Origin of the sequence: Thermococcus kodakarensis KOD1 (assembly GCF_000009965.1) — an archaeon.
Taxonomy (GTDB): Archaea; Methanobacteriota_B; Thermococci; order Thermococcales; family Thermococcaceae; genus Thermococcus; species Thermococcus kodakarensis.
Genome location: NC_006624.1, coordinates 1611108 through 1635797, shown reverse-complemented (window position 1 = coordinate 1635797; position 24690 = coordinate 1611108). Strand labels below are relative to the sequence as shown.

Sequence of the window (24690 nt, the reverse complement as noted above, 5' to 3'; positions counted from 1 at the left end):
AAACGATTTATACCACCCGTGCGTTTAATTGTACGGTGCTGTCCATGTTCCCGGAGAAGTTCTTGTTTGGCACTTCAACTGCCGCTCACCAGGTTGAGGGTGACAATAAGTGGAACGACTGGTGGTACTACGAGGAGATGGGTAAACTCCCCTACAAATCAGGAAAGGCCTGCAATCACTGGGAGCTTTACAGAGAGGATATAGAGCTGATGGCAGAGTTGGGCTACAACGCCTACCGCTTTTCAATAGAGTGGAGCAGGCTCTTCCCCGAGGAGGGAAAGTTCAACGAGGATGCCTTCAACCGCTATAGAGAGATCATTGAGCTCCTGCTTGAGAAGGGCATAACTCCAAACGTTACCCTGCACCACTTTACCTCGCCCCTGTGGTTTATGAGGAAGGGTGGCTTCCTGAAGGAGGAGAACCTGAAGTACTGGGAGGGGTACGTTGATAAAGCCGCGGAGCTCCTCAAAGGCGTGAAACTCGTCGCTACCTTCAACGAGCCGCTGGTTTACGTGACGATGGGCTACCTCACGGCCTACTGGCCGCCCTTCATCAAGAGCCCCTTCAAGTCCTTCAGGGTCGCCGCGAACCTGCTCAAGGCCCACGCAATAGCCTACGAGCTCCTTCACGGAAAGTTCCAGGTTGGGATAGTCAAGCACATCCGCGTGATGCTCCCGGAGAGGAAAGGCGACGAGAAAGCGGCCCAGAAGGCCGACAACCTCTTCAACTGGTACTTCCTCGACGCCATATGGAGCGGAAAGTACAGGGGGGCCTTCAAGACCTACTCCGTCCCGGAGAGCGATGCTGACTTCATAGGGGTAAACTACTACACCGCGAGCACCGTTAGGAGAAGCCTCAACCCACTGAAGATGTTCTTCGAGGCCAAGGATGCAGAGATCGGCGAGAGGAGGACGCAGATGGGCTGGAGCGTCTACCCCGAGGGCGTCTACCTGGCTCTCAGGAGGGCCTCTGAATACGGAAGGCCGCTCTACGTCACGGAGAACGGAATAGCGACGCTCGACGACGAGTGGAGAAAGGAGTTTATAATCCAGCACCTCCGCCAGGTTCTCAGGGCGATAGAGGATGGCCTCGACGTCAGAGGCTACTTCTACTGGTCGCTCATGGACAACTACGAGTGGAGGGAGGGCTTCGAGCCCAGGTTCGGGCTGATAGAGGTGGACTTCGAGACCTTCGAGAGAAGGCCGAGGGGAAGCGCCTACCTCTACGGGGAGATAGCGAGGACGAAGAAGCTCCCCGGCGAGGAAGACCCGTAGCTTTATCCTTCTATCTCTTCTAGGGCTTTCTTTAGGGCCTTCAAATATTTTCCCGTCTCCTCTGCTCCCCTATCGGTTATCTTTACCGCAGTCCTCGGCCTGTCGGCTATGATCTTGAAGACCTCAACGTAGCCTTCCCTCTCAAGGGTCTTAAGGTGTGAGTCTAGGTTGCCAGGAGTTACCTCAAGCACTTCCAGGAGGTCTCTGAAGAGGGCCCTCTCCCTCGGCAGGAGGTAGAGCATGATGGCGAGCCTTATGGGGTTTCCCAGGACGTTGTTAGAGCTCAGCTCCCTGAGGGCTTCCATTTTATCACCGCTTGACGGCTTTGAAGGCGGAGTGAAGGTATAGAAGTATAGTCGTGGCAAAGCCGAGTGAGACTACGTAGCCGGCCCAGAGCATCGCTCCACTTCCCATTCCCCACGCTAGAGGTATGGCCAGTGCTGGAATCAGAAACGCAGGAACCATCTCGTTCTCGGCCCCACAGCACTTCTTCAGAACCGCCCACTGGCCGAGGAGCGAAACGCTGATAAAGCTCAGGAAGCCCACGGCCAGGCCCGCTTCCTCGTTTATCCCTGGATTCAATGAGGGGATCAAAACCCAGCCAAGCGCAGCGCCGATTACCCATGCACCCGCTATTTCTAGACCGATCTTTTTTCCGGAGTTCCTTTTGATTCCGGAGATGGTCACTATCCTCCTCCAAACCTTTGAGGTGAAAGTAATCACAACGATAGTGGCTGCCGTCCAGTATGCGATGCTGAAAGCGGGCCCGCCGTTGAAGAACCGGAGTATAACGTAGAACAGAGTCATCACCGCCAGAAAACCCGCGAAGTTCATCGCGGCGTACATCTTTCCAGCCGCTATCAGCTTGCCCTCAACTTTCTCGAGCACGCTCTTGAGTTCCTTAACATCTTCCATATCCACCACCCCTATTGAGAATAGGACGTTCTCCTATTTATAGCGTGGAGTTTCTCTGAATTTCAGAGTGTTTCCTCCGGGAACACGATACCATTAAATATTCCATGCACACCAAATACTCTGGTGATGATTATGGAACTTCTGAGTACAGGCATTCCTATCCTCGATGACGCACTTGGAGGAGGATTACTGGAAGACAGTAACATTCTCATAGTGTACGATTCATACTCAAACGGCTGGACTCTGGCCTTTGAAATACTGAGAAACCGCATAATGGAAGGCGATTTCGGTGTAATTTTAGACTCAGTGCTGCCTTTCACACCTTTAAAAATGGAGCTGGGGCTTATTCGATTTGACATTGAGGAATTTGGCAAAAAGAATAATCTCGCAATCGTGGATTTATTCTCGTCAATTTATGGTGTTGATTACCCCTTGGATTTTGTTTATACGAATAAAAGCATTGACACTTCAACCTTTGTGCCCAAATACAACTACCTCTATCGGCGCATCCTTGAGGAGAAGATTAAGGACAGACGCCCCATTGGTATAGACTTCACGATAGACGGTCTGGCGTTCTTGTTTGGTGAAGACAATTTCATCAAATTGTTCCAGAATCTCATTGCCCTGAAGGAAAAGGCGAGAATAACTGAAAAGAGGAAGCGGCCGATAAACATCTTTCTCTTGAACAAGGGCAGAGCCTCAGAGAGGTTGACTGCTTGGATTGCCCTCTACAGTCAGTACGTCATAGAATTCTGCTCTTCCTCGAAGACATTCAGGGAAAAAATGGTAATAAGAAAGTCGCCTTTGCCGGACTTTAAGCCCAAAGAAGGTGGATATGACTTCTGGATAGGAGAGGGGCAAGTCCACATTGAGTAGCTATCCACCGGCCCTCGCCCTCATCAGAAACTCCATGAACCTCTTTATCTCCTCGTCTTCTCCCTCAATTGCCACCCTTTTGAGCGGGATTCTGTTTTTTACAATCACTTCAAGAAGAGCCAGTCTCACCCTTGTCCCGCTCCGACGGCGGATTTCCTCAAGCTCTTCGGGCGGTATTGGAGTCTCAATAATCCTCCTCAAGCAGAAACCTCCATAGGGGGATTAACTTTATCCCATCTACTTCCTTCTCGATGTCCCAGTTTATAACGTAGGCTTTCTTCCATCCCGTCTCCCTCCTCGCCGCTTTTACCGCCTTAAGTTCTCTCCCGAGGGTCTCTGGATCGCTTAAGTCGTAGCTCACCTGGATGAGGGTCTCCTTCTCAGGTAGGGCGAAGTCAATTTCCCAGTTTTCGTTGAGGAGGTAGTTGATTTCCTCTCCCTTCCTCCTAAGCTCCAGAAAGACTGTGTTTTCCATGAGCCTTCCAAAGTTCTCGCTGAACTTGACGCTGAGGAACGTCAGGAACGAGTTGTCGACGAAGTAGACCTTTTTGGGATGGCCGATCCTGAGGCGGACTTTAGGTGAAAGTACCTCGACCGGGAAGAGGAAGTAGGACTCGCTCAGATACCTCAAGTAGTTGGCGAGGGTCAGCCTGCTTATCCTGTAGCCGAGGCTCTTGAGGGTTCTCTCCATTTTGCTCAGGCTCAGGTACTCCGAATTGAGGGCCAGCCTGAGAAACGCCCTGAGCTCCTCCGGGTTTCTCAATGAGTACCGTTCAACGACGTCGAGGGCTATTATGGTGTTGAAATAGTCGGTAACTATGAGCCTCTTCACCCTCGGATCATCCGCCAGAACAACCTCTGGGAAACCACCGTAGGTTACGTACTCTCTAAGGAGGTTCAGAAGTCTGGGCTTCTTTGAGCTGAATTCCACCCTCGACGGAACTTCAAACCCCTTGAATCTCAAGAACTCCCGGAAGCTCAATGGGAACACCTCGAAAGTTAGTGCCCTACCTCTGAGGGAAGTTGGAATCTCCCTGCTAGAGAGCTTTGAGGAGGAACCGCTTAGGAACAGCTTCGCCTTTCCAGAATCATGAACCCTCCTGACCCAGGAATCCCACCCTTCCACGTTCTGTATCTCGTCGAGGAAGAGGTAAAGCTCCGCTGAGGTTCCAAAAAGCTCCTCGATTGTTGGTATCAGCCCGGTAAGCGTCGAAATGTTCTTTTCGAGCCTCTCGTCCTCAAAGTTGATGTAGAAGATTCTTTCCTTCGGGACTTTCTTTGACAGCTCGTTGATCAGCTGGAACATTAGATACGTCTTTCCCGTCCTCCGGCAGCCGGCAAAGGTGACGACCTTTCTTGGCTTTTCAGGGATTAATGAGAAATCAAAATCCCTCTCAATGAGCTCCGGTGTCCAGGTCTCCTGCCATTCGGTTAGGACTCTCGCAAGGCTCTCCTTCATGATTTTATATTCGCTCCTTTGTTTATAAACATTGCTAAGTATACTTTACAGCCATTTATAAATCCCTGTTTATCAAATTCACTCAACCCTGAAAGTCAGACCCTTCTCCCTGGCCTTCTTCTCCACCTGGAGCCTGAACTGGCAGGCCTTGCATATCTCCCCCGTCGTTGGCTGTCCGCATATCTTACAGCGGTTCAGCTCGCTCGTCTTCTTAGTGTAGGTCTTCGCTATGAGCGGGAAGAGCTTGTCGTAGCTCCTGAGTATCTGATACTTCGTTCCTGGATGCTTCTCCTCCATCTCGTTTATCCAGTCCCTTATCTCCGCCCTGAACGCCTCTACCGCGTAGGGGCACTCGCTCAAATCCACCTCGATGTTGTTCAGAACTGCGTACAGAACGATTTCCTTCTCGGGTATCTCGCGGAGGGGCTTTATCCTCGGAACGAGCTCGGGGTGAATTTCCTCGTAGTACGGCCCTGTCCTTCCGAGCCTAGCTATGTCTCCCCTCAGGATGTTCATCAGGAACATCTGTACCTCGTCATCTAGGTTGTGGCCTACCGCCAATTTGTCTGCTCCAACGTCCATCGCCGCGTAGTTGAGCAGCCAGCGCCTCCACACACCGCAGTAGGAGCATGCCCCAACGCGCTCGCCCTTCTCGAAGCTACCCATTATCTCAACGGTTTCGTCCAGCGTGAAGCCTATGTACTCCTTGAACGAATAGATGCGGTGCTCTATTCCAAGTTTTTTCGCGTTCCTCTTCGCTATCTCGACGCTTGGGGGCCGATAGCCGGCTATCCCCTCGTCTATGGTTATCGCGACAAGCTCAAAGGGGAACTTCTCGCGGAGCTTGGCTAAAAGGTGCATGAGGACGACGCTGTCCTTTCCGCCGCTCACACCGACGGCTATCCTCTCACCCTTCTCTATGAGCCGATACTTCTTCACGGTCTCCTTGAACTTTTTCTCAACCATCTCGTTGAAGTGTTTCTTACAGTAATACCTTCCCGTGTAGCGTGCGTGATAGACCGCTGTTTTACCGCATTTGGAGCACTTCATCTCCTCACCTGGTCTGGATTCTTGGATAGATTTAAAACTGTTAATGCAGATGTTTGATATTGGGTACGTGGTGGTGGCCATGGAAAACATTCTGACCTCCTCCCCGCCGTGAACGGCGAGGCTTTCAGAAGAGAAAGTAAAAAGAAAACCCATTCAGCCGGCGAGGTTCAGTAAAGCCGGCCACAGGTTCAGGGCAAGGAGAAGCAGTCCAACGCCTATGGTCGTGTACCTCACCGGCCTCGCTATTTTCTCTGGGAGGTACTCCTTGAGGACGTCGTCCAGCATTCTGCCGCCATCGAGGGGCACGAGCGGGAAGAGGTTCATAAGGCCTATCCCAACGTTGAGCAGGTATATCCAGTAGAGGGCGAAGAAAATCGGGAGGACTACCTTCGCAGACCCGACTTTCGATTCAACATGCTGAGCCGGCTGTATCCCTATGAAGCCCTTTCCTGGCCTGTCTGGGTGCTCTGCGAGGGTCAGCTCAACGCTGATCTTCTCCCCGTTTCTTAGGACTTCAAGTTCCAGGGTTTCTCCAGGCTTGGTTTTGTCCATTAACTCCATGAAGTCTTCCATGGTCTTTATTTCCTGCCCGTTTATGCCGATTATAACGTCACCCTTCTGGAGAACCTTCTCGGCGGGGGAGCCGGGTATTATTCCCTTCACCTCAACTCCCGCGGGGACGAGAAGCGGGTTTATTGCGTAGGTTATTATGAGGGCCGTTATTATTGCCGTTGTTATGTTGGCCATTGATCCCGCCCCGTACACCCTGAGGCGCGAGCGGAGGGGCGCCTTTGCAAGTTCTTCTTCGTCGGGCTCAACAAAGGCCCCAGGAATCACGGCCAGGAGAACAAGCCCAACGGACTTTAGAGGAAGCTTATCGGCCCTCGCAACTATTCCGTGGCTGAGCTCGTGGACGACCATCACAACAACGAGGCCGATAAGCCCGTACCAAAGCGGGATCGTCACGCCAGGGATCACGAGTTGAACCCCAGCCTGCTGTCCCTTGGTCTGGAGCGTTTGAGCGGCGGTTTTTGCAAGGGCGTAGAAGACGTAGACCATACCCATGTAACCGAGGGCTATGCCGACGTCAGCATAGACCTTCCAGAAGCGCGGGTTGATGCGTGATACTCTGTCTATGAACCCCAAGAGGCGCTTTGTTCTCCACATTGCGATGAACATGTCAACGCTGAGACCCTCTTCCTTCTCTATGGGTTCTCCAGTTTCAGGGTCTATCTCCTTCTTTCCGAAGAGGGCGTACAGAACCATCCAGAAGACCGCGATTCCCGCGAGGATCACTGCGAGGGTTGAGACCATACCACATCTCCTCTTTTATTTCTCGTGTGCGTATTAACTTGGCAGGCTTATAAATTTGCCGAGGTGTTGGGATTTTTACTCGCAAAGCCTCTTTGCTTCACTCATCCTTTGAAAGCCTTTCCATAGCTCTAATGAGCCATCTTAGGTTCACACCAGCTTTTTCTGCCAGTTTTTCCAGATTTTCAGCTTCTTCTTTCTCTATGCACCCGCTCAGAAGGATTAGGATGAGATAACCACCGTAGAGGATGGCAGTCTTTAAGATGGCTCCAACGATCGAACCGGTATCTCCCAGGAGAAGCCCAAGGAGGAGCATTAGGGCGCCGATTAAGAGGGCCTTGACATAGGTTTTTCCAAATGGTTGGACTCCAGTCGTCCTGTAGAGGATTGACACCCTGTACAGGTTCGCCGCTATATACGAGGAGGCCGTTGCCAAAGCCGCCCCGTTTATCCCGTACACCGGAATGAGGGCCATGTTGAGGGCCACGTTTAGGAGTGCGGCAAGGAGGTTGCCAATTAGGTTGTCTGAAGTCCTTCCGACGGCCACCAGACTCATAGCGTTGAGCCCCATTACCACGTGGAACATAAAACCTAGGGCCAGTATTCTCAGGGCTGTCGCCGCTTCGGTGTACTTGGCCCCGAAGAACAGGTTTATTGTCCCTTTTGGAAACGCAAAAACCAGCAGGAAGGCCGGAAAAGTCAGGATGAAACCCCACTTTGCAGTGCTCTGGTATAGCCTTTTCAGCCCTTCAATGTTTCCACCTGTAAAAAACACCGTTGCCATAGGCATAAACACGAATCCGAGGGAGTTCAGAACCACGGGCAGTGCCCTGGCTATTGGCGCCGCCCCGTTGTAAAGACCCACCTTATCAGGCCCAAAATAGTAGCCCAGCATCAGGGAGTCTGTCCAGCCGAGAACATAGTCCAATATGCCCGTCAGCATGAGCGGGAATGAGAACGCCAAAAGTTCTTTTGCGAGATTCCAGTCGAACTCAGGTTTTTTCGGCAACAGCCCGAGCTTTATGCCATCTAAGAAGCCCAGAAGCGCTGGGATTGTCCATGCGGCGACGTAAGAAATGAACACCCAGTTGAAGCTGAGATTTAAGAGAAAACTCATACCCAGGAAAACCAGGAAAATGAGCTGGGGGAGGACGTTCCTGTAATAGAAGTTCTCCCTAACCCTTCCGTGTCCCCTGGATATTGCCACGATTATCATAGTCAAAACCATCGGGAGAAGCGCTGGAGAGGCTATTCTGAGAGTCTGGTTTAGGTACGGGTCGTTTAGGACATTTCCAAGATTGGGAGCCAGGGTGAATAAGAGTAGTATAAGGGCCAGGGAAGAGCTAGACCCTATCAAAACTCCCGTTGACGCCAGTTTTAGTGCAACTTCTCTATCCCTCTGGAGGTGGCGGGCTATCTCCCTTGAGAGGCCGTTCTGAAGTCCGAGAAGGGCTATGGTCATTGCAATGCTCAGAACAGTTACGGTGAGTGTGAACGACCCGTACTGGCTCCTCTCGTAGTATCTTGCCAGGACTGCCTTTGTGAGAAAGTTGAGGAGCATTCCCACAACTGTTCCTGCTAGGACTATGCCAGCCCCCTTTGCGACCTTGCCCAGAGTTTCTTCGCTTCCCTCCAAGGATTTCACCGCGGTACGGTTTTCTTGGGCGTGCCTTTAAACGGTTTTGGAATCTGTCGGTTGATAGGCTTTTTGTTGTATCTCTCCAAATAATGTAGTAGAATGCATTACGCCACCAGTTTTTACAACTTGACTTCCGAAAAACTTATATATTCTTACGCGTTCTTCTTCTGAGAAACCATGATTGGTGGTATTTATGAAACGAACGCTGGGCGTTACACTGGCGGCCCTGCTGGTTTTCCTCGCTGGCGTCAAGTTTGGTGCCTCGTACTTCAGCGACGTGGCGAAGTCCACGGGCAACGAGTTCTCCACGGGTGAGTTCGATATCGGGATAAGCAGAGATGACGGGAGGTACTACGATGCTTACAAGGTCTTTGAGTTTGGAGACCTTCTGCCGGGAGAAGAGAAGACGATCCGATTCTACATCAAGAACCGCGGAGATTACCCTGTTTCAAAGATCACAATGACCCTAAACGTGACTGACCGTGAAGATGGAAAGCTCTCTAAAGCTGAGGCACTCGTGGACAGCACGCCAGACGTTGGAGAGCTCAGCAAATACCTGATAGTCAAGGACATCCGTGTCTTGGTTAACGGGACAGTCATGAAACTTGATCTCTACGCTGGAAAATCCCTTAAAGAGCTCAACGGTACGCTTATACGCCTCTTTGAGGGCAAGCTGGCTGAGAGCGAAGCCATAGGAATTACTATGCGCGTAGAACTCTCTCCCGATGCGGGAAACGAGTGCCAGACCGATACCTCTGAGGTTGCTATGCTCATAACTGCTTCACAGTGAGCGGAAGCCACTTAAACCCCCTCTCCAATTTTTCCCTGCGATGATGAGTGATGGGCGAACCGACCGGTGAGGAAGGAAAGGTGATCGCTGAGCAACCCTTTTAAGTCCCATCCTCTACCTTTTCTGGGATGATGAGTTCAGCCTTGTCCGAGCTGTGACGAGGGAGTGACGGACTGACCGCATTGTGCATGTTGGTTGTTTAATTCGTTTAAACCCCGGAGGGTGGCCCTTGGAGGAGCTCTACCGCCCCATATGGGTCTCGATAGTTGGAAACCTTCTCCTCTCAGTGCTCAAGCTGGTCGTTGGGTTTCTCTACTCGAGCATAGCCCTGATTTCGGACGGAGCTCACTCCCTCAGCGATGTGGTTACGAGCGTCATCGGCTACCTTGGGATGAGGGTTTCTTCAAAGCCCCCTGACAAAAGCCATCCCTTCGGACACTCCCGCTTTGAGCCCCTGGTGGCCTTTCTCATAAGCGAGGCTCTCCTCCTGGTGGCCTACGAGATTGGGAGGGATTCACTCTTCAGACTTCTCCATGGCACGGCCATTGAGGTAAACTCCCTAATGCTCGGGGTTACAGTCCTTTCCATTCTTGCCAAAGAGTTGATGTTCCGCTATTCCGTTTACGTCGGCAGGAAGCTCAAAAGCCAAATCTTAGTTGCCGACGCTTACCACCACAGGAGCGACGCCCTCAGCAGCGTTGCGGTTCTCGTGGGTCTCGGTCTTCAGAAGCTCGGCTTCAAGTATGGGGATGCCCTCGCCGGGCTGGTTGTTGCGGGCTTCCTCGTCAAGGTCTCGGCGGAGATAATCCTTGAGAACGTTGGCTACCTCACAGGAAGCGCCCCGCCCTTTGAGGTGTGCGAGGAGATTAGGAAGCGCGCCATGAGCGTCCCAAACGTCCTGGGAGTCCACGACCTCAGGGCACACTACGTGGGGAACAAACTCCACGTTGAGCTTCACATTGAAGTTCCACCGGAAATCACACTCAAGGGGGCCCACGATATCAGCGAGGAAGTCAAGAAGAGGATCGAGGAGATGCCAGAGGTGGAGAGGGCCTTTGTCCACGTGGACATAAAGGGCGTTACTGAGTGAGGTCGAGCGCCTTCATGAGGCTTTCGTAGACCTCGGCTAGCTTTTCCTCCCGCAGGAGGCCGATTCTCTTGATGACCATCCTTTTGTTGACTGAGAAAATCACGTAGGGCTTGACAATGCTGGGTATTATCGGCCTTGTTCCTGGATACCTGTCAAGGTCCTCGTCCGCTATCAGGACGTTGAGTTCTTTAAACCCGCTTTTCAGGTTGGAGTTATCTGAGCCACTATGATTGAGTTGCTCTTCCTGTTGAAGCTCTCGCTCGAAAGGACGAGGGCTGGCCTCGTTTTCACGTTCTGGAGGTCGTTGAAGGGAAACGGCAGGAGGATTACCTCTCCCTCTTTGAAAGGCCCTCCTTCAGTAGGAGTCCCAGAAGCTGTCCTCCTCACTCTCCCAGTCCTCCTTGAGGACGTCCTCGACGGCCTTCAGCCTCCATCTTTCCTCTTCCGTGAGCTCCTTTCTGAGCTCCCTGAGGTAGTGCCGTATAGCCTCCTTTATCAGGTCGCTTCTGTTGCTGAAGAGGCCCGCTTTGACGAGCGAGTCTATCTCCTCGGCAAGCTTCGGAGGAAGTCTCACAGAAACCTTCACACCAGTGGTCATTGTCTCACCAATGGGTCAATTTGTCGGACAGCTTTAAAGCCTTTTTGCAATCTCCCTCAAATCCCTCAAAAACTCCTCGAGGTGCTCCCTCTTCACGTGAGGCATGACGACGATCCTTATGTAGCCCCTGTGAGCGCTTACACCCCAGCCCCTCGCCTTAAGCTCTTTTTCAAGCTCTTCCAGCTTCTCTGAACCGAATGAGACTATATTTAACACTGGCTCCCTGATGAGGTAAATCCCTGGAATCTTCTTCAGTTCCGAGGCGAACCACCTTGCGAGCTCCATCTTCTCTTTTACAACTTCCTTGTACCCATCGAAGCCGAGGTGTTTTATCATCGCCCACACTGCCAGAGCATTGGCTCCCGGTCTGGTTCCGGTTATCGTCGCCTGCCAGATTTTGCCTCCGGCCAAATACGGGGCTAAAACGCTTATACTGTCCAGAAACTTCTTCTCGCGGAAGATTATTCCCCCGGCTGGAATCGGTACCATCCCCATCTTGTGAGGGTCTATTGTTATACTTTTCACTCCCTTGAGCCTGAAGTCGAAGTCGGGAATCTCATAACCGAGAGCCTTTGCAAAGGGTATCACGAAGCCGCCGAAGGCTGCATCAACGTGGAGGGGAAGACCGTAGTCAAGTGCTAAGTCGCTCAGGGCCGGGATGTCGTCGACGACTCCAAGGCCGGTCGTTCCAGCTATCCCCACTATTCCTATCGTCCTGTCTGTTATCTTCTTCTCAACGTCTTTCACGTTGACTGTGTAGTCGTCGTTCAGTTCCGCCCAGACGAGCTTTACCCCTAGCATCTCGGCGGCCTTTATGAATGAGAAGTGAGCGCTCTCTGGAAGGATCAGTTCGGGCTTTTCTATTCCAGCGAGGTTTCTCATTGCCCTCACTGCCAGAATGTTGGCCTCCGTCCCGCCAGAGACTATGTGGCCGTAGCCCTTCTCCAGCCCAAGTAGGTTGGCCAGCATGTCAACGGCTTCTTTCTCGATCTTCTGGCTCCCGATATGTAAACCAGGATCGCCGAGGTTCCTGTCTATGTACTTCATAACGACCTTCACTGCGAAGGGGTGTGGGTAAGTGCACATAGAACCGAGTATCTTGCCTGAATCGAAGGTTAAATCTTCTCTTGTCTTCTCTTCAAGCTCCCTCAGGACTTCTTCCTCGCTCGCTCCCCTCTCTGGAAACATTTTCTCACCGCCTTGCGGTACTAGCTCTCCCCGGCTTTAAGCCTTTGCCTCTTCAGGTACGCCTTGAAGAATATCGGCGTTGTTAAGGCCGTTAGCATTGAGACCATTATAACACTCGCGAAGATGCTCTGGTCTATCAACCCCGTGCTGAGGCCGAACGTGAGGATAGCCAGCTCCAGGCTTCCCCTTCCACCCATTCCAATTCCGACTGCTATCGAATCTTCCCAGGGGAGACCAACCAGCTTTGAACCAAGACCGCAGCCGATCAGCTTACCAAGCACTGCCGAGGCGTAGAGGGCCAAAATGAGGAATATGTTAATGTCTTTAATGGGGGGATTGAACATCAGGCCGACGTAGATAAAGAACAGCGGCATGAAGAACTCCGTGAGGACAACCTGAAGGTCGCCTATGAGCTCGTTGAGCTTTATCCTGGTAACGACGAGGGGGTCTTTTCTCTCGCGGAGTCTGCTTATGGTCAGACCCGCCAGGTAGGCCCCTATTATCTGGTTCAGGCCAACCCACTCCGATATTATGGCGAGTGCAAACGTGAGGATGAGGGTGAATGTAAAGAAGACGTTGAGGTTCCTGACCACGCTGTAGAACCATCTGGAGCGCTTGAAGATGTACTCCGAAATCAGGAGCGTCGCGACTATGAAGGCAAAGATTTTCCCCGTCAGGATGAGGAGGGACTGGGCGTTGAAGTTCCCGCTCGCCATGCCGGTGATGATGCCTATAAGGTAAACGGCCAGTATGTCGTCCGCGAACGCCGCTCCCATCAGTATGGCCGAGACTCTTCTGTTCACCCTCTCCTTGACCAGGACGCCGCTCGTGACTTCGATTGCCGTGTTTCCGAGGGTTACGCCAACGAACACCGCCGCGGAGAACCCCTTTCCAAAGAGGTACACGGTGGCAAAGCCCAGTATGAACGAGAAAGCAACCCCGAGAACTGCCACAAACGTGGCTTTCTTCGTGTTCTGGGCTATTGCAGAGAAGTTGCTGGTCAGGCCCATGTAGAGCATCATCATTATAAGTCCAAACTGTGCCAGCACTTCAATTTCTTTGCCCGGCTTTACAATTCCGAGTGCAAACGGCCCGAGGAGAATGCCAGTTATAACGTGGGCGATGATCGGGTGTATCTCCGCCTTCTCGAAGGCCCATTCTATGCTCTTTGCCACAACTAGAAGGACTGCTAGGTAGCCGAGGAACTCCACGTCATCCCCTCCTTGCGAGAAGAGTACCAATTATCCACAGAACCATCAGGAGCACCGCCAGAATCATGGCCAGGGTGACACCCCTTCCTGTTCCAAAGACTATTGGAATTGGGCCTATCATTATGACCCCGCCGCCTTCAACGTCCGCCTCACCGCTGAAGGCAGATAGCAGGGTCCCGATGAACACCAGGATGAACCCCAGGAATATCAGGGCTATTCCCGCCAGTACGAGTTCTTCGCCTCTCATCAATCCAGAACTCGTTTACCGTCTTTAAAAGCTTTGCATTACCCTTTAAAAGCCCCGAAGAAATAATACCAATATGCTGGTAATCACCGACCTCGACGATACCCTCTGCAATACGTGGGAGGCGGGAAAAAAGACCCTCTTGAGAACTCTCTTGTTCCTGATCAGGAGAAGAAAGTTCCGGGCCATAGCGTACTTCTTGCTAAAAAAGTACCGTCGTTTTGAAAGCTCTGAGGAAGTCCACCTGATGGATTTGGACGAGCTTGTTGAAACCGTCTTTAGGGACGTTTACCCAGATGCCTCTGACGATGAAATCCGGGAAGTTGTGTCCTTTGTTGAGCGCGCCTTTTTCGAACACTTACGCCTTTTCCCTGATGCCCTGCCGTTTCTCTCCGGTCTGAAGAAGCTTGGGGCAAAAATAGTTCTCGTGACGGACTCATCGACGGAGTGGCAAAGGAAAAAGCTTGAAGTTCTCGGCGTCTCCAATTACTTTGATGGCGTCATCATAAGCGGTGAAACAGGCCACAGCAAGCTTGAAGATTACAACTTCAAGCTTGCCCTTCAAAAGTTCCCTTCCAGCGAGGTCTACGTTGTTGGTGACCGCGACGAGACTGACATGCGTGGAGGTAGGGCGATTGGGGCCACCACCATACTGGTTCGCAGGGGCTATTTCAAGTCCCGAAAAGTCAGGTTTGCCGATTACGTTGTGAATAACCTTCTTGAGGCCCTGGAGGTGATAAAGCGTGAGTATAAGAAGCGAGTTGAAGCGTAAAGCACTCCACCTCACGGGACTTACTGTGCCTGCCATTTATCTCTGCTGTGGCAAGACCACAACGCTCGCCTTCATAGGTCTGGCCTTTGTCCTCTTCGTCGTGCTTGAACCATTCAGGATAATCGAAGAGTGGAGGGATAGGATAAAGTACCGCCTCCTGAATATGTACCCTTCCCCCGAGCTGGGTAGGAGCATTGAGCTTATAGAAAACCATATCGAGGCCATAACTAGACCTCACGAGCGTGAGAGAGTTGCGGCCCACATATACTTTGCGGCCGCTTCGTTCATAGTAGTATATTTCTTCCCGATGAAGGTGGCGGTGGGTGCCATAACTGTGGCAACCCTGGGGGATGCCCTGGCCGCTATAATCGGGAAGAGCCTTGGGAGACACAGATTCTCAAGCGGTAAGAGCCTTGAGGGGAGCTTGGCATACTTCCTTACGGCTCTGCTGGTTTTAATCCCCCTTGTGAGTTTTGCTCCCGCTTTAGCTGGTGCAGTCATCGGCACTATTGTGGAGTTCTACAACGTCCCGCCCGACGACAACTTCTCAAACCAGCTGGCAGTAGCAGTTGCCGTGTATTTGGTTTTCCTTGTCTCCTGATCTTCCACTGAGTCCTGAAGAAAAGGTTTATATGCCTTTCTTTACCATATCACCTCCAGTGATAACAAAGCTTGTCGGTGATGGAGATGGTGAACTTCATATTTGGTATCCACAACCATCAGCCCCTTGGAAACTTTGGATGGGTTATGGAGAGCGCCTACGAGAGGTCCTATAGGCCCTTCATGGAGACCCTTGAGGAGTACCCTAACATGAAGGTGGCCGTTCATTACTCCGGCCCGCTCCTTGAGTGGATACGCGACAACAAGCCAGAACACCTCGATTTGCTCCGCTCGCTCGTCAAGAGGGGACAGCTTGAGATAGTGGTGGCTGGCTTCTACGAGCCCGTTCTTGCCTCGATTCCGAAGGAAGATAGGATAGTCCAGATCGAGAAGCTCAAGGAGTTCGCCAGGAATCTCGGCTACGAAGCGAGGGGCGTCTGGCTCACTGAGAGGGTCTGGCAGCCGGAGCTCGTGAAAAGCCTCCGCGCTGCTGGAATAGATTACGTCATAGTTGACGACTACCACTTCATGAGCGCGGGCCTCTCAAAGGATGAGCTGTTCTGGCCGTACTACACCGAGGATGGCGGTGAAGTCATAACGGTTTTCCCGATAGACGAGAAGCTCAGGTATTTGATCCCCTTCCGCCCCGTTGATAAGACCCTCGAATACCTACACTCCCTCGATGATGGTGATGAGAGCAAGGTTGCGGTCTTCCACGATGACGGTGAGAAGTTCGGGGTCTGGCCCGGAACCTACGAGTGGGTCTACGAGAAGGGCTGGCTCAGGGAGTTCTTCGATAGGGTTTCAAGCGACGAGAGGATAAACCTCATGCTCTACTCTGAATACCTCCAGAGGTTCAGGCCGCGCGGTCTGGTTTACCTCCCGATAGCTTCATACTTCGAGATGAGCGAGTGGAGCCTCCCGGCGAGGCAGGCCAAGCTCTTCGTGGAGTTCGTCGAAGAGCTAAAGAAAGAGAACAAGTTCGACCGCTATCGCGTCTTCGTCCGCGGCGGAATCTGGAAGAACTTCTTCTTCAAGTACCCGGAGAGCAACTACATGCACAAGCGCATGCTGATGGTGAGTAAGGCCGTGAGAAACAACCCCGAGGCGAGGGAATTCATCCTCAGGGCCCAGTGCAACGACGCCTACTGGCACGGCGTCTTCGGCGGTGTCTACCTCCCGCACCTCCGCAGGGCTGTCTGGGAGAACATAATAAAGGCTCAGAGCCACGTTAAGACGGGGAATTTCGTGAGGGACATCGACTTCGACGGCAGGGACGAGGTCTTCATCGAGAACGAGAACTTCTACGCCGTCTTCAAACCAGCATACGGCGGAGCCCTCTTCGAGCTCTCCTCCAAGAGAAAGGCGGTCAACTACAATGACGTTCTCGCGAGGCGCTGGGAGCACTACCACGAGGTTCCAGAGGCCGCTACACCGGAAGAAGGTGGTGAAGGAGTCGCCAGCATCCACGAGCTTGGAAAGCAGATTCCCGACGAGATAAGGCGTGAGCTTGCCTACGACAGCCATCTAAGGGCAATTCTGCAGGACCACTTCCTTGAGCCAGAGACGACGCTCGATGAGTACAGGCTGAGCCGCTACATCGAGCTTGGGGACTTCCTCACCGGTGCTTACAACTTCAGCCTTATTGAGAACGGAATAACCCTTGAGCGCGATGGAAGCGTTGCTAAGAGGCCAGCACGTGTGGAAAAGTCGGTTAGGCTCACCGAGGACGGTTTCATAGTGGACTACACCGTCAGAAGCGATGCCAGAGCCCTCTTCGGCGTCGAGCTCAACCTGGCAGTCCACAGCGTCATGGAGGAGCCGGCCGAGTTCGAGGCAGAGAAGTTCGAGGTGAACGACCCCTACGGCATCGGAAAGGTCGAGATAGAGCTCGACAGAAGGGCAAAAGTCTGGAAGTACCCAATAAAGACCCTCAGCCAGAGTGAGAGTGGGTGGGACTTCATCCAGCAGGGCGTTAGCTACACCGTTCTATTCCCTGTCGAGGGAGAACTCAGGTTCAGACTCCGCTTCAGGGAGCTCTGAACTTTATTCTCTCCTTTGCCTTTTCCGCCTTCTGCTTCCCTTTCAGTGCTATCATAAATGTTAGAGCCTCAACACTGTCTTCAAGGAGCAGACCCCTGTTGTCCTTCGCTATCAAGTATCCAAATACCAGCCCGAAAATCGCCCCGGCGACCCAAAGCTCCAGGAGGAACTTTCCTACGCTCCCGTGCGAAATCGTTACAGCACTTAGAGTCTTGTACGCCAGCAACATGGCAAATGGGAACGCCGCTTCGAGTATTAGAGAAATCCTGACGGCTTTTTCAAGGATGCCCAAAACCCTTCCCTCTGCCATCTCCTTGAGAATCTTTCCATCGTGGCTGGAGTAGACCAGGAGCCTCGTTATGTTCGCCCCGCTCCGGAAGGCTAAAAGACCGAAGACCGCGCCGAGCAGGCTTGCATCCTTCAGCTTGAAAAAGGCCCAGAGGCCAATGATGACCCAGATTGGGGTATATAATCTCTCTACACCTTTCTTTTGATTCTCTGGAACCCGGACGCGGAGGAGCTTCTTCAAAACTTTGCCAGCCATCCGCTTTGCAAAAAGGATTGGCTTGATGAAGAGGTTCGCAAGGGAAAGGAATATCAAGATATAAACCGCCACCAGCGTCCAGATGTCCATTAAGTCCACCGCTTGTATGTTTAGGAGTGCTGAAAATAAATTTTCGCCCATAGATGTTGCTCACAGTCTAAGGTGACTGAGTTTTAGGGTCAATCCTGAAACGCATCTCCCTCACAGGAGCCTCTCCCTCTTAACTACAGGTGCCACTTCTCTAGCGACTCTCTTCGCGCTGAAAAGCGTCAATGGGTCCATCGTCCTGTATATCGCAAGCTGGCAGCCGCTTATCCTCACGTCTATATGCTTTTTGGCTTCCATAGCCGCCTTGAGAAACTCCCTTATGCTCTCTGCTCTCTCGAAGTCCAGACCGGCTTTCTTCAGTCTCTCAACGTTAAGCTCGTGAATGGTTAGCGGCTGGAGCATCATCTCGTCTATTCCGAGGGAAGCGGCGAGCTCCGCTATCTTCGGTATGTCCTCGTCGTTTATGCCCGGCATGAAGATGGTCCTCACAACCGAGCGGACGGACTTGTCCGAACCAACGATCCTGAGGGCGTTGACAACAGCCTCGAAAGTGTCCGCGTTTGTAATCTTGAGGTGCTTCTCTCTGCTCGCGGCGTCGAGGCTTATCATGACTAGGTCAAAGTCAAGCTTTGCCCACAGCTCCTCGGTCAGGAGGGAGCCGTTGGTCTGGAGGTCTAACCTCGCATTCGGAAACTTCTCGCGGAGCATCCTGTTAACTTCGACTATGCGCGGGCTTATCAGCGGTTCTCCATACTGGGAGACGGTTATCGCGTAAGGGTTTTCCCACCCGTAGTAGCCCGGCTTCGGTGCCTTCCCGAGCTTCACTGCGACGTTTGAATAGCAGAAGATACAGTCGTGGTTGCATGCGGGAGTCAGCTCATAGCTCGGATGGTGAACTGGATTAGGGTTATTTAAATCAAGACCCTGGCAGCCCTGGCAGTGAGTTGGAAACTTCAAATCCATCACGAACTGTTTTAGGAGTCTCGCCTCTTTGTTCTCGAGTATCTGGGGCTCGACACCCATGCTCCTCGCAAAGTCTTCCCACCTCATTTTTATACCCATCTTCTCACCGGGAAGAGCAGAAAAAGTGGGTTTAAAAAGGTAATTGGTCACAGAAGTCCAACGAGCTTTTCTCCCTCAAAGACGGGCCCATCCCTGCAGACGAGATATTTCCCGAGGTTGCAGGAGCCGCAGACACCTATACCGCACTTCATATACCTTTCCGCCGATATCTGGACATTCTTGTAGTTCATTACTTTCAGCACGGCCTTCAGCATCGGCTCCGGGCCGCAGGCGTAGACCTGGTCGAACTCTTCCCTTCTCTCGGCGAGCACTTCGGTTGGAAAGCCCTTCCTCCCAGCGGAGCCGTCGTCAGTCGTTATTACGGCATCGTCCACGTAGTTCTCAATGTCTAGGAGAGAAAGTTCGTCCTTTGAGCGGGCGCCGTATATAAGGGTCATCTGCCTGAATTTCCCCTGGTTCTTCTTTGCGAAAGCATACAGGGGCGGAATCCCTATTCCCCCGCCGACGAGGGCTACTTTTTCGCCCCTCTTAATGAATCCATGGCCGTAGGGCCCCCTGATCCAAAGTCTGTCCCCTTCTTTCAGCTCAAACAGCTTGGTCGTGAAGGGTCCCACGCGCTTCACGACTATCATGTCTTCCCATGCTAGGCTGAATGGCTTCTCTCCAACACCCGGAAGCCAGGCCATAATGAACTGCCCGGGTGCGAACTCAATGTTCTCGTTGAACCTGAAAGCCTTCACGTCCTTTGCCACGTCCCATACTTCCTCAATGGTTACCACCCTGTACATCCAGCCTTACCCCCTTCGGCTCCTCAATGATTTCGTCCCCTTCCATAACGACCATTCCCCTGATAACGGTCATCACGACCTTTCCCTTCAGTTTTTTCCCTTCCCATGGGCTCCATTTCGCCTTTGTGTAGAACTCCTCGGGCTTGACTTTCCACTCCTTCTTCGGGTCAATTATCGTGAAGGTTGCTTCATTCCCCAGTGAGAAATCGCGCCCTTTGATCCCAAAGAACCTCACGGGGTTGTCATGCATCTTCTCAACGATGTCAAATACAGTTATAAGTCCCCTGTTCGCGGCGTCCAGAAGGAGCGCCACCTCAGTCTCCAGGCCGGGGATTCCCGCTGCGCCTGCTTCTTTGTCCTCAATTGTGTGCGGGGCATGGTCGCTTGCTATTATTGGTATTCTGGAGAAGTTTTCCCAGAGGGCTTTTCGGTGCTCTTCACTTCTCAGCGGCGGGTAGACCTTTAGCAAGGGGTTCCTCTCAAAGTCTTTTGAAGTTAAAAAGAGATGATGGGGAGTTACCTCGAAGCTTACCCAGGGGAGGTTCTTTTTGATTATTGCCTCAATTCCACCCACGGTTGACACGTGGCATACGTTTAGGGGCTTCCTCAACTTTTCAGCGGCAGTCAGGGCTTTCTTTATTGCCCGAATTTCCGCCTCGGGAGGCCGCTCAGGGTTTTCCCTTATGGTCTCTGGGTCTTCGGCATGAACGCTGACGATTCCAGGGGCGCATGAGTAGTCGCTTTCAAAGTTCTCCGAGAAAATCCCCCCCGTCGAGGCTCCCATGAATATCTTGTAGAAATCCGCCCTCGCCCGGGATGCTTCCCCACAGTTTCCGGCGAGGAGAAAGCTTGCCGCGTAGTCTGAATAGGCGTGTTTCTCAAGGATACTCAACCTCTTTTCGAAAGTTTTAACGTCCATGATGGGAGGCTTTGTGTTCGGCATGTCAAAGACCGCCGTTATGCCCCCATGGAGGGCCGCCTTAGTACCGCTTTCCACGGTCTCCTTTTCCTTCTGTTCGAAATCCCTCAGGTGGACGTGGGTGTCTATCAATCCTGGTAGTATAATCTCGCTCTTGAAGGCTATGACTTCTTCACCTTTAATGTCTCTCCTGGAGATTTCTGTTATAAGGCCGTTGTCTATACCGATGCTCCCCCCGACTATCTCACCGTTCAGTACAAACCTTCCGGACAGAACCAGCTCGTGCATGAGTGCCCACGCGGGCTTAACCTTCCCAAGTTTTAAGTTTTTTGCTCGGATTTCTCCGTTCGTACCCTTTTTCTGGTTTTCTTCAGGAAGTTTAGTTCCTTTTTGCCTGTAGATTGAATTACAGAGTTTTGAAAATGCTTTTAATGGAAAATATGCGGCGCAATTATATTATAAAGCGTCTTTGTTCGAAATATGCGATTGTGGGGCTTTTTTCAGCCCGTTTTTCTATCCGCTCAAAGTTTCTAACGTAACCCTTAAATAGGTCTCGAATGTATAGCATCATGCCATTACACGCCGTATATGGCAAATGCTGCTATAAATTTGAAGGAGGCAGTGGAATATGAGTAGGAAAGTCCTAGGCCTGTTCGTTATGGGCCTGATGCTGTTTAGCTTGGCCGTGGTGCCAAGTGTGAAGCCAGTGGCTGCGGCAGACAGCGACAGTGTTCTGAAGACAGTCATATACTCTTCAAGCGGCGCTCTGTTCATGGGCGTCTGGAACCCGAGTTCTTCAGGTTACAGTGATACCTACTCCAGGAGGATTGCCGACCTTGTCTTCGACAGCGGCATCCCCTATGGAATTGATGGTGTCCCGCACCCGTATCACTGCCACGTTGTTGACTACAAGTCCGATGTGACCGTTCCGGAGGATGCGGTCATCTTTAACTCAACCACGGACACATGGGTTGCCGCTCACGCCGGCGAAACTGCTAAGACCTACGCTAGGATTGAGTGTGACAGGCCGTACTTCCACGACGGCCACAAGCTCAGCGCGGCCGATGTGATGTACAGCCTTGCTTGGAGCTGGGAGTGGACCACCCAGGACGGCGACGACGACCCATACTACGACGCCAGTGAGGCCGACTGGAGTGGCGAGTACATGAACACCATTCTCGGTATCAAGCTCGTCGAGCAGACCGATGACAGGATGGTCTTCGACGTTTACCACAACCACTACTTCCCGGCCAGCGAGATAATGACTGCCGCTTACGTTGTTCCGTTCACCGGAACCCCCTGGCAGCTCTGGTATGCGATGAGCGAGCTCGTCGCCCACAACCCCAAGTACTCCTGGAGTGAGTCCAGCGAGGACGTTGAACAGCTTGACCAGATCAACCCGAGCCACGCTCAGGCCATAAAGGAGAAGCTTCTCGAGCTCAAACAGAGCAAGCCGATTCCTGAGTTCCTCAAGCCGTACATTGAGGACGAGAACGCCGCTACCGCCGCTTACGACTCAATAGCCAAATTCATTGACGAGCACAATCACGCCGTTATCGGCCAGGGTCCATACTACGTTGACGAGTACCAGCCAGAGAACCTCTTCGTTAGGATCAAGAAGTTCGACAAGTGGACCATCCCGGCCTTCGCCGAGCCGGAGTACCAGGTTGATCCATACTACAAGACCATTGAGGTTTACGGTATCCAGAACGAGGACACTGCAATCCTCGAAGTTGCCAACGGCCACTACGACATTCTCTGGTACCCGTTCGCGGCTTACAGGTTCACTGGCCTGAGCGACGAGCAGAGGGCCAACATAAAGCTCTACAGGAGCACTTCAGCGTTTGGTGACATCGTCTGGAACCCGGTTCACGACCAGGACAACCCGTACGTTATTACCGTTGGTGACAAGAAGTACTTCAACCCGTTCGCCGTCAGGAAGGTCAGGTTCGCCATCCAGTACCTCGTTAACAGGGCTTACATAACCCAGAACATCTTCCAGGGAAGTGCCGGGCCGATGTTCACTCCGTGGACATCAACCGAGACCGGCTTTGAATACGTTAGGCCGGTCGTTGATGCCTTCGGCCTCACCGAGCAGTCTGACGAAGACCTCGCTATGAAGCTGTTCGAGGAGGGCATGCAGGAGGCTGCTCAGGAGCTTGCCAAGATGGGCTATGAGCTCAAGAAGGGCGACGACGGCAAGTGGTACTTCAACGGAGAGCCGGTAAAAGTCGTTGGTCTCGGACGTGTTGAGGACGAGAGGAAGGACGTTGCCACTTACATAGTTGAGGAAGTCCTTAAGAAGCTCGGCTTTGACGCTGAGGCTAAGATCGTTGACAGAAGGACTGCTAGCGGTACGGTCTACACCAGCGACCCGAGCTCCTACCAGTGGAACTTCTACACAGAGGGTTGGGTCTCCTCAAGCAACGTGAAGTTCTCAACGACCAGGATCATCCAGTACTACTCGAGCTACTGGTATGCCCCAGGTCTCGTTGGCTGGAAGTGGACTCCGGAGAACACCCAGAGGGTTACACTTGAGGAGGTTCTCAAGTTCCTCGGCAACGGTGACATTCAGGCTGGACTCGACAGCCTTGGACTCAGCTACTACAACACCGTTGACAAGATTCAGCCGCTCCTCAACTGGACCGCTGATGACTTCGCCCTTGTAATATACTCTGGCGAGGCCAACGGCGTTAAGATGGACAGTGAGGATAAGTACTGGGACTTCAACAGGCTCGGAACTGCCATTGGAATATACGAGGGTTACAGGACCTTCCTCTACGAGAACTGGGAGTTCTACGCCGCCAGCAAGGATATCGAGATTAAGCTCGTTGACCCGGTCGCGGGCCTTGCCTCTGACTGGGCTATAAGGAGTGCTCGCCCCGTTGGCGAGACTAAGACTGAGACCCAGACCACGACTACTACCTCCGAGACCGAGACCTCCACCCAGACTACCTCCGAGACTGAGACCCAGACCACAACGACTGAGACCAGCGAGGAAGGCGGTGGAATCTGCGGTCCAGCATTCCTCGTCGGCCTTGCAGTCGTGCCACTCCTCCTCAGGAGGAGAAGGTAAAGGGGCTCTCTTTAGTTTCCCTTTTTAGTTTCTCTTTAAATTTCCACCTTCTCTGTGATGGGCTTTTCTCTGAACTTCATTGGACATTCACAAAATATTTATAAAGAAGCTTTACAAAGCTGAAAAAGACGATGACTAAAAATGAGTCCTGGCGTCCAAAACCGCTAAGGAGGGAACTCCATGGGATTTGGTAGGTACGTGCTGATCAGAATATTGAATGCACTGATCGTCCTGACGCTGGTTACTCTAGTCATGTCTGCCCTATTCGTGAAAGTCGCTGAGAAAGACCTTCAGAACCGTATAATCGAGCAGGTGAACGCCGAATTCCAGGCCCTTCAGAAGCAGGGAAGAGCCCCGGAAAATCCCGATCAGTGGAGGGCCGAGAGAATCGCTTATTATAGGCACGAATATAAGCTTGACCGGTCTTACGCATGGAGAGTTATGTACTACTTCAAGCGCACTATAACGTTTGACTTCGGAAACACTAGGAACCCCGTCTTCGGTTCTGAGAGGGACGTTAAGGCAATCCTAAAGAGGGCCATACCGAGAACCATACAGCTGTTTACAACGGCGCAGATAATCATAATCTTCCTCGGAATCCTTCTGGGTGTTAAGGCTGCTCAGAAGGTTGGGAGTGCCTTTGATAGGGCCCTTTCAGTTCTCGCCTTAGTGACCAGCAGTATCCCAATGTGGTGGTTTGGAATGATCATGCTCCTTATCTTCGCGTTTGAGCTCGGCTGGTTCCCGGCGAGGTCGATCCCAGACCCCAATCTGACTGGATGGGCCCACATAGTTGACATGCTGAAGCGCATGGTCCTGCCGGTTGCCACAATAGTCTTTGTGTCCTTTGGAGCCTGGGCATGGGTTATAAGAAACATCATGATCGGTACCATGCAGGAAGACTTCATCATGGCTGCCAGGGCAAAGGGTGTTCCAGAGAGAAAGGTAATCTACGGGCATGCCCTTAGAGCCGCCGCTCCCCCTGTCGTGACCATGATTATCATGAGCCTTCTCGGTTCACTGGGAGGTGCAATAATCACTGAGAGCGTATTTACGTGGCCTGGCATGGGTAGGGTCTACTGGATAGCCCTTGAGACCAACGAGACGAACCTTATCATGGGACTTACGTTCGTTAACGTTATTCTTTACCTCGCGGGGGTTATACTCGCCGACCTTACGTACGGCTTCCTCGACCCGAGAGTCAAGGTTGGTGCATCCCAGAATGTGTGAGG

Annotated in this window: 25 protein-coding genes; 9 read left to right on the top strand and 16 right to left on the bottom strand. The window is 52.3% G+C overall.

From position 1 onward, the window contains the following. Positions 1–44 precede the first annotated feature (44 nt). Positions 45–1274 carry a glycoside hydrolase family 1 protein gene (locus TK_RS09145; protein ID WP_048053751.1) on the top strand — a complete coding sequence of 410 codons (1230 nt, stop codon included), beginning with the start codon at positions 45–47 and terminating at the stop codon, positions 1272–1274. Between the two features lie 2 nt (positions 1275–1276). Here TK_RS09145 and TK_RS09140 read toward each other — a convergent pair whose 3' ends face one another. Both TK_RS09140 and TK_RS09135 read right to left on the bottom strand, forming a co-directional pair. Continuing rightward, positions 1277–1579 carry a transcriptional regulator gene (locus TK_RS09140; RefSeq protein ID WP_011250777.1) on the bottom strand — a complete coding sequence of 101 codons (303 nt, stop codon included), beginning with the start codon at positions 1577–1579 and terminating at the stop codon, positions 1277–1279. A 4-nt stretch (positions 1580–1583) separates the two neighbouring features. Continuing rightward, positions 1584–2189 (bottom strand): hypothetical protein, encoded by a 606-nt coding sequence (locus TK_RS09135; protein WP_011250776.1) that lies wholly within the window; start codon positions 2187–2189, stop codon positions 1584–1586. Positions 2190–2321: 132 nt separating this feature from the next. Between TK_RS09135 and TK_RS09130 the strand changes: the two genes are divergently transcribed. Further along, positions 2322–3065, top strand: a complete 744-nt coding sequence (locus tag TK_RS09130) for an RAD55 family ATPase (protein ID WP_011250775.1) — start codon at positions 2322–2324, stop codon at positions 3063–3065. Here the strand turns inward: TK_RS09130 and TK_RS09125 are convergent, their stop codons facing one another. From TK_RS09125 to TK_RS09105, 5 genes are all read right to left on the bottom strand, one after another. Beyond that, the gene (locus TK_RS09125) at positions 3066–3266 is read right to left on the bottom strand and encodes a TIGR04140 family protein (RefSeq protein WP_011250774.1); all 201 of its coding nucleotides are present in this window, start codon (positions 3264–3266) and stop codon (positions 3066–3068) included. Continuing rightward, positions 3250–4524 (bottom strand): ATP-binding protein, encoded by a 1275-nt coding sequence (locus TK_RS09120; RefSeq protein WP_011250773.1) that lies wholly within the window; start codon positions 4522–4524, stop codon positions 3250–3252. Before TK_RS09120 ends, TK_RS09125 begins: the two co-directional genes overlap by 17 nt. Positions 4525–4602: 78 nt before the next feature. Then, the gene (locus TK_RS09115; RefSeq protein ID WP_011250772.1) at positions 4603–5574 is read right to left on the bottom strand and encodes a TIGR00269 family protein; all 972 of its coding nucleotides are present in this window, start codon (positions 5572–5574) and stop codon (positions 4603–4605) included. Between the two features lie 153 nt (positions 5575–5727). Beyond that, positions 5728–6888, bottom strand: coding sequence for a site-2 protease family protein (locus TK_RS09110; protein ID WP_011250771.1), 1161 nt, complete (start codon positions 6886–6888; stop codon positions 5728–5730). Between the two features lie 97 nt (positions 6889–6985). After that, entirely contained in the window at positions 6986–8530 is a 1545-nt protein-coding gene (locus TK_RS09105; RefSeq protein WP_011250770.1) for a flippase, read from the bottom strand. 187 nt (positions 8531–8717) lie between these two features. On the opposite strand from TK_RS09105, the gene TK_RS09100 reads away from it, so the two are divergent. Both TK_RS09100 and TK_RS09095 read left to right on the top strand, forming a co-directional pair. Further along, on the top strand, positions 8718–9314 hold the full coding sequence (locus TK_RS09100; protein ID WP_011250769.1) for a TasA family protein: 597 nt from the start codon (positions 8718–8720) through the stop codon (positions 9312–9314). A gap of 229 nt (positions 9315–9543) precedes the next feature. After that, positions 9544–10404 carry a cation diffusion facilitator family transporter gene (locus tag TK_RS09095; protein WP_011250768.1) on the top strand — a complete coding sequence of 287 codons (861 nt, stop codon included), beginning with the start codon at positions 9544–9546 and terminating at the stop codon, positions 10402–10404. Between the two features lie 201 nt (positions 10405–10605). On the opposite strand, the gene TK_RS12155 is transcribed toward TK_RS09095, so the two are convergent. Genes TK_RS12155 through TK_RS09070 form a run of 5 tightly spaced genes read right to left on the bottom strand, consistent with a single transcriptional unit; the run spans position 10606 to position 13648 of the window. Further along, positions 10606–10791, bottom strand: coding sequence for a type II toxin-antitoxin system PemK/MazF family toxin (locus TK_RS12155; protein WP_011250767.1), 186 nt, complete (start codon positions 10789–10791; stop codon positions 10606–10608). Then, on the bottom strand, positions 10760–11002 hold the full coding sequence (locus tag TK_RS09085; protein ID WP_011250766.1) for a ribbon-helix-helix domain-containing protein: 243 nt from the start codon (positions 11000–11002) through the stop codon (positions 10760–10762). The genes TK_RS12155 and TK_RS09085 overlap by 32 nt, the downstream gene beginning before the upstream one ends. Positions 11003–11035: 33 nt before the next feature. Further along, positions 11036–12190, bottom strand: coding sequence for a tyrosine decarboxylase MfnA (gene mfnA / locus TK_RS09080; RefSeq protein ID WP_011250765.1), 1155 nt, complete (start codon positions 12188–12190; stop codon positions 11036–11038). Positions 12191–12210: 20 nt separating this feature from the next. Next, positions 12211–13401 carry a cation:proton antiporter gene (locus tag TK_RS09075; protein WP_011250764.1) on the bottom strand — a complete coding sequence of 397 codons (1191 nt, stop codon included), beginning with the start codon at positions 13399–13401 and terminating at the stop codon, positions 12211–12213. 1 nt (position 13402) lies between these two features. Continuing rightward, positions 13403–13648 (bottom strand): TIGR00304 family membrane protein, encoded by a 246-nt coding sequence (locus TK_RS09070; protein WP_011250763.1) that lies wholly within the window; start codon positions 13646–13648, stop codon positions 13403–13405. A 73-nt stretch (positions 13649–13721) separates the two neighbouring features. Here TK_RS09070 and TK_RS09065 point away from each other — a divergent pair, with 73 nt between their 5' ends. From TK_RS09065 to TK_RS09055, 3 genes are all read left to right on the top strand, one after another. After that, the gene (locus tag TK_RS09065) at positions 13722–14417 is read left to right on the top strand and encodes an HAD family hydrolase (RefSeq protein ID WP_011250762.1); all 696 of its coding nucleotides are present in this window, start codon (positions 13722–13724) and stop codon (positions 14415–14417) included. Next, a complete protein-coding gene (locus TK_RS09060) occupies positions 14389–15018 on the top strand; it encodes a diacylglycerol/polyprenol kinase family protein (RefSeq protein WP_011250761.1) in 630 nt (209 codons plus the stop codon). Before TK_RS09065 ends, TK_RS09060 begins: the two co-directional genes overlap by 29 nt. A gap of 80 nt (positions 15019–15098) precedes the next feature. Then, complete coding sequence (locus TK_RS09055; protein ID WP_011250760.1) at positions 15099–17060, top strand: alpha-amylase/4-alpha-glucanotransferase domain-containing protein; 1962 nt, start codon at positions 15099–15101, stop codon at positions 17058–17060. Here the strand turns inward: TK_RS09055 and TK_RS09050 are convergent. The 4 genes from TK_RS09050 to TK_RS09035 form a co-directional block, all read right to left on the bottom strand. After that, on the bottom strand, positions 17047–17703 hold the full coding sequence (locus tag TK_RS09050) for a hypothetical protein (RefSeq protein ID WP_143598714.1): 657 nt from the start codon (positions 17701–17703) through the stop codon (positions 17047–17049). The genes TK_RS09055 and TK_RS09050 overlap by 14 nt on opposite strands. 102 nt (positions 17704–17805) lie before the next feature. Next, positions 17806–18714 carry a radical SAM protein gene (locus tag TK_RS09045; protein ID WP_011250758.1) on the bottom strand — a complete coding sequence of 303 codons (909 nt, stop codon included), beginning with the start codon at positions 18712–18714 and terminating at the stop codon, positions 17806–17808. 47 nt (positions 18715–18761) lie between these two features. Further along, positions 18762–19463, bottom strand: coding sequence for a dihydroorotate dehydrogenase electron transfer subunit (locus TK_RS09040; RefSeq protein ID WP_011250757.1), 702 nt, complete (start codon positions 19461–19463; stop codon positions 18762–18764). Beyond that, positions 19441–20670 (bottom strand): dihydroorotase, encoded by a 1230-nt coding sequence (locus tag TK_RS09035; RefSeq protein WP_011250756.1) that lies wholly within the window; start codon positions 20668–20670, stop codon positions 19441–19443. The genes TK_RS09040 and TK_RS09035 overlap by 23 nt, the downstream gene beginning before the upstream one ends. Positions 20671–21010: 340 nt before the next feature. On the opposite strand from TK_RS09035, the gene TK_RS09030 reads away from it, so the two are divergent. Further along, positions 21011–23458 carry an ABC transporter substrate-binding protein gene (locus TK_RS09030; RefSeq protein ID WP_011250755.1) on the top strand — a complete coding sequence of 816 codons (2448 nt, stop codon included), beginning with the start codon at positions 21011–21013 and terminating at the stop codon, positions 23456–23458. A 180-nt stretch (positions 23459–23638) separates the two neighbouring features. After that, on the top strand, positions 23639–24688 hold the full coding sequence (locus tag TK_RS09025) for an ABC transporter permease (protein ID WP_011250754.1): 1050 nt from the start codon (positions 23639–23641) through the stop codon (positions 24686–24688). The last annotated feature ends 2 nt before the right edge of the window (positions 24689–24690 follow it).

Bases quoted from the DNA above. Each gene is read 5' to 3' on its own strand.
- TK_RS09145 (WP_048053751.1), top strand. From the start codon at position 45: ATGTTCCCGGAGAAGTTCTTGTTTGGCACTTCAACTGCCGCTCACCAG.
- TK_RS09140 (WP_011250777.1), bottom strand. From the start codon at position 1,579: ATGGAAGCCCTCAGGGAGCTGAGCTCTAACAACGTCCTGGGAAACCCC.
- TK_RS09135 (WP_011250776.1), bottom strand. From the start codon at position 2,189: ATGGAAGATGTTAAGGAACTCAAGAGCGTGCTCGAGAAAGTTGAGGGC.
- TK_RS09130 (WP_011250775.1), top strand. From the start codon at position 2,322: ATGGAACTTCTGAGTACAGGCATTCCTATCCTCGATGACGCACTTGGA.
- TK_RS09120 (WP_011250773.1), bottom strand. From the start codon at position 4,524: ATGAAGGAGAGCCTTGCGAGAGTCCTAACCGAATGGCAGGAGACCTGG.
- TK_RS09115 (WP_011250772.1), bottom strand. From the start codon at position 5,574: ATGAAGTGCTCCAAATGCGGTAAAACAGCGGTCTATCACGCACGCTAC.
- TK_RS09110 (WP_011250771.1), bottom strand. From the start codon at position 6,888: ATGGTCTCAACCCTCGCAGTGATCCTCGCGGGAATCGCGGTCTTCTGG.
- TK_RS09100 (WP_011250769.1), top strand. From the start codon at position 8,718: ATGAAACGAACGCTGGGCGTTACACTGGCGGCCCTGCTGGTTTTCCTC.
- TK_RS09085 (WP_011250766.1), bottom strand. From the start codon at position 11,002: ATGACCACTGGTGTGAAGGTTTCTGTGAGACTTCCTCCGAAGCTTGCC.
- mfnA (WP_011250765.1), bottom strand. From the start codon at position 12,190: ATGTTTCCAGAGAGGGGAGCGAGCGAGGAAGAAGTCCTGAGGGAGCTT.
- TK_RS09070 (WP_011250763.1), bottom strand. From the start codon at position 13,648: ATGAGAGGCGAAGAACTCGTACTGGCGGGAATAGCCCTGATATTCCTG.
- TK_RS09065 (WP_011250762.1), top strand. From the start codon at position 13,722: ATGCTGGTAATCACCGACCTCGACGATACCCTCTGCAATACGTGGGAG.
- TK_RS09055 (WP_011250760.1), top strand. From the start codon at position 15,099: ATGGAGATGGTGAACTTCATATTTGGTATCCACAACCATCAGCCCCTT.
- TK_RS09045 (WP_011250758.1), bottom strand. From the start codon at position 18,714: ATGGGTATAAAAATGAGGTGGGAAGACTTTGCGAGGAGCATGGGTGTC.
- TK_RS09040 (WP_011250757.1), bottom strand. From the start codon at position 19,463: ATGTACAGGGTGGTAACCATTGAGGAAGTATGGGACGTGGCAAAGGAC.
- TK_RS09035 (WP_011250756.1), bottom strand. From the start codon at position 20,670: ATGCACGAGCTGGTTCTGTCCGGAAGGTTTGTACTGAACGGTGAGATA.
- TK_RS09030 (WP_011250755.1), top strand. From the start codon at position 21,011: ATGAGTAGGAAAGTCCTAGGCCTGTTCGTTATGGGCCTGATGCTGTTT.
- TK_RS09025 (WP_011250754.1), top strand. From the start codon at position 23,639: ATGGGATTTGGTAGGTACGTGCTGATCAGAATATTGAATGCACTGATC.